Origin of the sequence: Paraconexibacter sp. (assembly GCF_041602235.1) — a bacterium.
Taxonomy (GTDB): domain Bacteria; phylum Actinomycetota; class Thermoleophilia; order Solirubrobacterales; family Solirubrobacteraceae; genus Paraconexibacter.
In genome coordinates this window covers 1-7,446 of sequence record NZ_JBFIGP010000189.1, presented here as the reverse complement: position 1 = coordinate 7,446, position 7,446 = coordinate 1, and the positions used below count along the sequence as shown (strand labels likewise).

The 7,446-nt window shown below is 71.9% G+C and carries 6 protein-coding genes and 1 pseudogene; 6 read left to right on the top strand and 1 reads right to left on the bottom strand.

Annotation, left to right across the window (positions count from 1 at the left end):
* Both ABYE80_RS14280 and ABYE80_RS14275 read left to right on the top strand, forming a co-directional pair.
* Positions 1-955 (top strand): annotated as a pseudogene (locus ABYE80_RS14280) (2-oxoglutarate ferredoxin oxidoreductase subunit alpha); the annotation flags it as partial.
* A complete protein-coding gene (locus ABYE80_RS14275; RefSeq protein ID WP_372790953.1) occupies positions 952-1,959 on the top strand; it encodes a 2-oxoacid:ferredoxin oxidoreductase subunit beta in 1,008 nt (335 codons plus the stop codon). The pseudogene ABYE80_RS14280 and the gene ABYE80_RS14275, both read left to right, overlap by 4 nt.
* Before the next feature lie 18 nt (positions 1,960-1,977).
* On the opposite strand, the gene ABYE80_RS14270 is transcribed toward ABYE80_RS14275, so the two are convergent.
* On the bottom strand, positions 1,978-3,507 hold the full coding sequence (locus ABYE80_RS14270; RefSeq protein ID WP_372790952.1) for a flavin-containing monooxygenase: 1,530 nt from the start codon (positions 3,505-3,507) through the stop codon (positions 1,978-1,980).
* Positions 3,508-3,589: 82 nt separating this feature from the next.
* On the opposite strand from ABYE80_RS14270, the gene ABYE80_RS14265 reads away from it, so the two are divergent.
* The 4 genes from ABYE80_RS14265 to ABYE80_RS14250 form a co-directional block, all read left to right on the top strand.
* A complete protein-coding gene (locus tag ABYE80_RS14265) occupies positions 3,590-4,147 on the top strand; it encodes a type 1 glutamine amidotransferase domain-containing protein (protein ID WP_372790951.1) in 558 nt (185 codons plus the stop codon).
* Positions 4,148-4,198: 51 nt separating this feature from the next.
* The gene (locus ABYE80_RS14260; protein WP_372790950.1) at positions 4,199-5,470 is read left to right on the top strand and encodes an alpha/beta hydrolase fold domain-containing protein; all 1,272 of its coding nucleotides are present in this window, start codon (positions 4,199-4,201) and stop codon (positions 5,468-5,470) included.
* A gap of 51 nt (positions 5,471-5,521) precedes the next feature.
* A complete protein-coding gene (locus tag ABYE80_RS14255) occupies positions 5,522-6,298 on the top strand; it encodes an SDR family NAD(P)-dependent oxidoreductase (protein WP_372790949.1) in 777 nt (258 codons plus the stop codon).
* 92 nt (positions 6,299-6,390) lie between these two features.
* Positions 6,391-7,446: MMPL family transporter (locus ABYE80_RS14250; protein WP_372790948.1), on the top strand; the 1,056-nt coding region annotated here is incomplete at its 3' end.

Below are 7,446 nucleotides of genomic sequence, written 5' to 3'. Positions count from 1 at the left end.
GGCGTCCATCGCGCTCGGGGCGTCGTTCGGCGGGCGCCTGGGCGTGACCTCCACCAGCGGCCCGGGCATGGACCTCAAGACCGAGACGATCGGCCTGGCCGTGATGCTCGAGCTGCCGATGGTCATCGTGGACGTGCAGCGGGCGGGCCCGTCGACGGGCCTGCCGACCAAGACCGAGCAGTCCGACCTGCTGCAGGCCCTCTACGGCCGGCACGGCGAGTCGCCGCTGCCGATCGTCGCCGCCTCGACGCCCGGCCAGTGCTTCGAGGCCGCCTACGAGGCCGCCCGGATCGCGATCCGCTACCGGACGCCCGTGATCCTGCTCAGCGACCTGTTCCTCGCGAACAGCAGCGAGCCGTGGCGGATCCCGGACGTCGGCGCCCTCGGGACGATCAACCCGAACTTCCGGACCAGCGTCCCGCTCGACGGCGAGGCGTTCCTGCCGTACTCGCGGGACGACGATCTCGCCCGTCCGTGGGCGATCCCTGGGACCCCCGGGTTGCAGCACCGGATCGGAGGCCTCGAGAAGGCCGACCTGACCGGGGCGATCTCCTACGAGGGCCCCAACCACCAGCGGATGACCGACCTGCGCGCCGCGAAGGTGGCGGGCATCGAGATCCCGCCGCTGGAGGTCCACGGCGACGAGGACGCCGACCTCCTCGTGATCGGCTGGGGGTCCAGCCGAGGCGCGATCCGTGCGGGCGCGCGGCGTGCGCGCGACCAGGGCGCCCGCGTGGCGACCGCGCACTTCCATCACCTCAACCCGCTGCCCGCCAACACCGCCGAGGTCCTGCGGTCCTACGACCGCGTCCTGCTGCCGGAGATGAACTCCGGGCACCTGGCGATGGTGCTGCGGTCGAGGTTCCTCGTCGACGTGGAGTCCTACGCACGGGTGGAGGGCCGGCCCCTCTTCGCGCCGGAGATCGAGCAGGCCATCATGGAGCGTGTCGGATGAGCACCGTGCAGACGACCTTCACCAAGGCGGACTTCCAGTCCGACGCCGAGACCCGCTGGTGCCCGGGGTGCGGGGACTACGCGATCCTCGCCGCCGTCCAGGGGTTCATGCCCGAGCTGGGCATCCCGCCCGAGAACATCGTCTTCGTGTCCGGCATCGGCTGCGCCGGGCGGTTCTCGTACTACATGGACACCTACGGGATGCACGGCATCCACGGGCGCGGGCCGGCGCTCGCCACCGGGCTGGCCACGGCGCGCGACGACCTGTCGATCTGGGTCGTGACCGGCGACGGCGACGCGCTGTCCATCGGCGGCAACCATCTGATCCACGCGCTGCGCCGCAACGTGCCGATCAAGATCCTGCTGTTCAACAACCAGATCTACGGCCTGACCAAGGGCCAGGCGTCACCCACGTCCGAGCGCGGCAAGGTCACGAAGTCCACGCCGTTCGGCTCCTCCGACGCGCCGTTCAACCCGGTGTCGCTGGCGCTCGGGGCGGACGCCTCGTTCGTCGCCCGCTCGGTCGACCGTGACAAGAAGCACCTGCCCGAGGTCCTGCGGGCCGCCGCGGCGCACCCCGGGTCCGCCCTCGTCGAGATCTACCAGAACTGCCCGGTGTTCAACGACGGGGCGTTCGAGGCGCTGACCGACAAGGACCAGGCCGCCCTGAACCAGATCCGCCTCGTGGACGGCGCCCCGATCGTGTGGGGGCCGCAGGGCGCGGAGCGGTGCGTCGTGCACGGCGCCGACGGCGACCTGCAGATCGTGGACCGGGCCTCGGCCGACCTCCGTGACATCGTCGTCCACGATCCGCGACGGGAGAACCCGGCGCAGGCGTTCGCGCTGTCGCGGCTGGCCTCCCACCCCGACGGACCGACGCCGATCGGCGTGTTCCGCGACGTGCAGCGCCCGGTGTTCGCGGCGGACACGCCGCCGCCCGCCGTGCCGAGCACCGAGCAGCTCGCGACGCTGCTGCATGCCGGCGACACCTGGACCGTCGCCTGAGCAACGGTCCGCGCCGGGTCAGGCGACCGGCTCGGGCGTCCGCTCCTCCTCGCGTTCGCCGGGCCGCGCGATCACCCAATCCGCCGGGTCGGGCTGCCGCAGGATCTCGCGGTGGTGCGAGGCCTTCCACGGCCACACCGAGGGCAGCCCGTCCTTGCCGATGTACCAGCTCTTGCAGCCGGTGGTCCAGATCGTGTTGGGCAGCGCCGCCTTCATCTCCTCGTTGAAGCGCTCGGTCGCCTCGGCGGTCGGCGTCATCCACTCCAGCTCGCGGTCCCGCCAGCGCTGGATGCACCCCATCGCGAAGTCCGCCTGCGTCTCGGAGATCGTGAACAGCGACTGGTTGCCGAACGGCGAGTGCGGGCCGATCAGCATGAAGACGTTGGGGAACCCCGGCACGGCCACCGAGCGGTACCCGTAGGGCTCGCGCTCACCCCAGGCATCGGAGAGCTTCACGCCGTTCAGCCCGGTGAGCTCCATCGGGCGGACGAACGCGTGCGCGTTGAACCCGGTCGCCATGACGATGACGTCCTGCTCGTGCAGCACGCCGTCCTTGGTGACGATGCCCCGCGCCTCGATGTGGTCGATCCCGGTGTCCACGAGGTTGACGTTGGGCCGCCGGAACAGCTTGTAGAAGCCCGTCCCCATCACCAGCCGCTTGCACATCGGCTGGTCCGTCGGGGTCAGGCGCCGCCGCAGGTCGGGGTCCTTCACGCCCCACTGCAGGTGCTTGCGGCACATCCAGCTCAGCATCGTGCGCTGCCAGCCCGGCTGCACGACGGCGACCCCGAAGGTCCCTTCGGTCGCCAGCTGGTGCCCCCGGAAGAACAGCGGCTCGAGCTGCTCGGGGAACGTCCGCATCGCCCACTTCGTCAGGCGGCTGTAGCGGCGGTTGGGCAGCGGGAGGATCCACTGCGGGGTGCGCTGGTACAGCTCGAACTCACCCGCGACGTCGGCCAGCCCCTTGGTGATCTGCATGCCGGTGGAACCCGTGCCGATGCACGCGACCCGCTTGCCCTTCAGGGGGACGCGGTGATCCCACTCCGCGGAGTGGAAGAGCGCTCCCTGGAAGTCCTCCATCCCGGGGATGTGCGGCGTGCGCGTCTCGACGAGGCCACCGCACGCGGTGACGATGAAGTCCCACTCGCTGACGTCGCCGGCCTTCGTCGTCAACGTCCAGACGTGACGGTCCTCGTCCCAGGTCGCCTCTGCGACCTCGGTGTTGAACGACATGCGGCCCTTGAGGTCGAAGTCGGTGGCGACCTTGTCGAGGTAGGCCCAGATCTCGCGGCCGGGCGAGAAGACGTGCGACCAGTTCGGGTTGGGCGCGAAGCGGTACTGGTAGTTGCGTGACGGGACGTCGCAGTGCAGGCCCGGATAGGTGTTGGCGTGCCACGTGCCGCCGAGGCCGTTCCACTTCTCGTAGATGTGGAAGCTCTCGATGCCGGCCATCCGCAGCTTGCAGGCCATGCCGATCCCTGACATCCCGGCGCCGATGATGGCCACGCGCGGAGTGCGGGCGGCGCCGTTCCCGTTGCTCGTGCTCATGTGCTCACGCTACCGCGTGAACGGCGTGGGGCGGGCACCACGAGCGAGGCTGAACGCAGGGCGCGGTGGGTAGACCCCCGCCATGCCAGCACACGAGGACACCCCCACCCCGCTGCACGGCAGACGCGTCGCCTTCCTGGCCACCGACGGCGTCGAGCGCGTGGAGCTCGTCGAACCCTGGAAGGCGGTGCAGGACGCCGGAGGCCGCCCGGAGCTGATCTCGCCCCGACCCGACCGGATCACGTCCTTCGACCGTCTCGACCCGGGAGCGACGTTCCCGGTCGACGTCGAGGTCGCCGGCGCCGATCCCGACGCCTACGACGCCCTGGTCCTCCCGGGCGGCGTGGCGAACCCCGACCAGCTGCGGACCGACAGCGACGCCGTCGCGTTCGTGCGCGCGTTCGTGGACGGCGGTCGACCGGTCGCGGCGATCTGCCACGCGCCGTGGCTGCTCGTCGAGGCGGACGCCGTCGAAGGGCGGACGCTGACCTCGTACCCCTCGCTGGCCACGGACCTCCGCAACGCGGGAGCGACCTGGGTCGACGAGACGGTCCACGTGGAGGGCGGGCTCATCACGAGCCGCAACCCGGACGACCTGCCCGCGTTCTGCGAGGCGCTGGTGCGCGAGCTGACCCGCTGAGGAGCGGGGCCCGCGCCGCCGGGGCGGTGGTCGGGACTAGTCTGCGGGTCCATGTCCGTCGCCTCGGTGCTGCTCCTGCTCTTCGGCCTGCTGTCGGTCGGTCTGATCCTCAACGCGCGGGACCCGCGCCACGCGTGGTGGAACGTGCTGCTGCGGTGGCCCGCCGCCTGGGTGGCGCGGGAGCTCACGCCGTTCCTCGTGGTCGGCGGCCTGCTCGTCGGTGGGGGGCTCGTCGCCCTCGGAGCGCTCGACCACGCCGTCGGGGTCGTCGGCGGCGCGCTCGTCGGGGCGGCGATCGTCACCGGGGTCGCGTGGTCCATGACCGCGAGGCGCTCGACCGCGTCGGTCGCCGGCCAGATCGGGGAGCTCGACCTCGACGGCACGCCGGCCTCCGCGCGGGTGCCGCGGTCGCACGTCGTGTTCCCCCTGCGCATGCTGCACCCGGAGGGGGTGCGACACGAACGCGGCGTCGTCTACACCGACGACGACGAGCGACCGCGCAAGCTCGACGTCTACCTCCCCGCCGATCCTCCGGAGCCCGGGCGGCGGCGTCCCGCGATCGTGCAGGTCCACGGCGGCGGCTGGGTCGTGGGCAGCCGCAAGGAGCAGGGCATCCCGCTCCTGAACCACCTGGCCCGGTGCGGCTGGGTGGGGGTCAACATCGACTACCGCATGTCGCCGTTCGCGACCTGGCCCGAGCACGTGGTCGACGTCAAGCGGGCGGTCGCCTGGGTCCGGGAGCACGCCGAGGAGTACGACGTCGATCCGTCCTTCGTCGCGATCACGGGCGGGTCGGCCGGTGGTCACCTGGCGGCGCTCGCGGCCCTCACCGACGGCGACCGGTCGTTGCAGCCCGGGTTCGAGCAGGCCGACACGACGGTCCAGGCGGCGGTGCCGTTCTACGGCGTGTACGACCTCGTCGACGAGGACCGGATCGGACTGCCGATGCTGCAGCCGTGGGTGCTCGAGCCGCTCGTCCTCAAGAAGCGGCTGCGGTCGCACCCCGAGGCGTTCCGCGCGGCGTCGCCGCGGTTCCGCATCCACGCGGACGCACCGCCGTTCCTCGTCGTGCACGGCGCGAACGACTCGTTGATCCCCGTCGAGCAGGCCCGGACGTTCGTGCAGGAACTGCGCGCCACGTCGCGGGAGACGGTCGCCTACGTCGAGCTCGGCGGTGGGGAGCACGCCTTCGACCTGATCCCGAGCTGGCGGACGATCCCGGTGGTCGAGACCATCGAGCGCTTCCTGCGCACGACCTACGACCGGCGTCATGCGTCCAAGCGGGCGACCGACGAGGCCGTGGCCGACGCGCTCACCGACTGACGCCGGCCCGTCTCGCCGCGTCACGCGCGCCCGTCGGCGAGACTGCGCCGCATGACGACGAATCTCTTCGACGTGACCGGCAAGGTCGCGCTGGTCACCGGCGGCTCACGCGGGATCGGCCTGATGATCGCCCGCGGCCTGGTCGAGCACGGCGCGGACGTCCTGATCTCCTCCCGCAAGGCGGCGGACTGCCAGGCGGCCGCGGAGCGCCTCTCGGAGCTCGGCAGCTGTGCGGCGATCCCGGCCGACGTCTCCACGCAGGAGGGCGCGGTGGTGCTGGCCGACGCGGTGCGGGAGCGGACCGACCGCCTCGACCTGCTGTTCAACAACGCGGGGGCCACGTGGGGCGCGCCGCTGGAGGAGTTCCCCCAGTCCGGGTGGGACAAGGTCTCGCACACGAACGTCGAGGGCGTCTTCCACCTGACCGTCGCGCTGCTGCCGCAGCTGCGGGCCGCCGCCAGCGCCGAGGACCCCGCGCGCGTCGTGAACATCGGGTCGGTCGACGGGCTGAAGGTGCCGATGATGGAGAACTACTCCTACAGCGCCTCGAAGGCCGCCGTCCACATGCTCACCCGGCATCTGGCCAAGCGACTGGCGAGCGAGCACATCACGGTCAACGCGATCGCCCCGGGCCCGTTCGAGAGCAAGATGACCGCGTTCATGCTCGCCAGCGACGAGGGACGCGACGCCGTCGCCTCGACGATCCCGCTCGGGCGCATCGGCAGCGACGAGGACATGATCGGCCTGGCGCTGCTGCTGTCCTCGCGCGCGGGGGCCTACCTCACCGGCACGATCATCCCGCTGGACGGCGGCTACAGCGGCTGCTGAGGCCGATCGGACCTGCCGTGTGATGGACGTCACACGGCAGGCGCCCCGGATGACTTTGACTTTCGTTCAATGTTCGGAGCCGGGGCCGAGTCGTGCTGCGCCGTCTGAGCCGGGGTGCCGTCGGCGCGCCGCGCCGCGCGCTGCTGCTCGCTGCCGTGCTGCTCGGCACCCTGAGCGCGCTCGGGCTGGGAGTCGAATCCCACCTCTCGCAGTCGACGCTCGTGGTGAAGGGCACCCCGTCGGCGCGCGCCGTGGACATCGCCGAGCGCGAGTTCGGCGAGAGCGTGACGATCCCCGTCCTGCTCACCGGCCCCGCCAAGGCCCTCGACCAGCAGGGCCCGCGCCTCGTGCGCGCGCTGCGCGAGGACCCCGTGAACCGGGTGGTGTCGGCGTTCGACGGCGACCCGTCCGCCGCGTCGCTGCGACCGGAGCCCGGAGCCGCGATGATCCTCGTCGCCGTCGACCGGCCCATCGCCGAGACGGTCGACAACGGGCAGGCCAGCGTCCGCTCGGCCATCAAGGACACCATCAGCGGACCGGTGAAGCCGCACGTCACCGGCTTCATCGCCATCGGCGAGAGCCTGAAGAAGACGAGCTTCGACGAGATCCGCCGCGCCGAGCGGATCGCCGTCCCGCTGCTGCTGATCGTCCTGCTGCTCGTGTTCCGCTCCGTCGCCGCGGCCGCGATCCCCGCGATCCTCGGCGGGGCCACCGTCGCGGCCAGCTTCGGGGGCCTTCGGCTGCTGACCGAGATCGTCGAGCTCGACGTCGTGTCGGTGAGCCTCGCCTCGATGATGGGCCTGGCCCTCGGCGTCGACTACTCCCTGCTCATGGTGTCGCGGTTCCGCGAGGAGCTGGCGGGCCAGCAGGACCACGGGCCCGACGCGGTCGATCGCGCCGCCCGAGCGACCGTCGCCACCGCCGGCCGGACCGTCCAGTTCGCGGGCCTGGTGCTCGGCATCGCGATGCTCGCGGCCCTCGTGGTCGCCCCGGGAGACCTGCTGGTGTCCGCCGCGGCCGGCGTCATCGTGGCGGTCGGCATCGGGGTCGTCGCCGCGGCGCTCGTCGTGCCCGCCGCCCTCGTGCTCGGCGGACACCGGCTCGCGCCGCGACATTCCCGCGAGCGCACGCAGGGCGTCACCGCGATC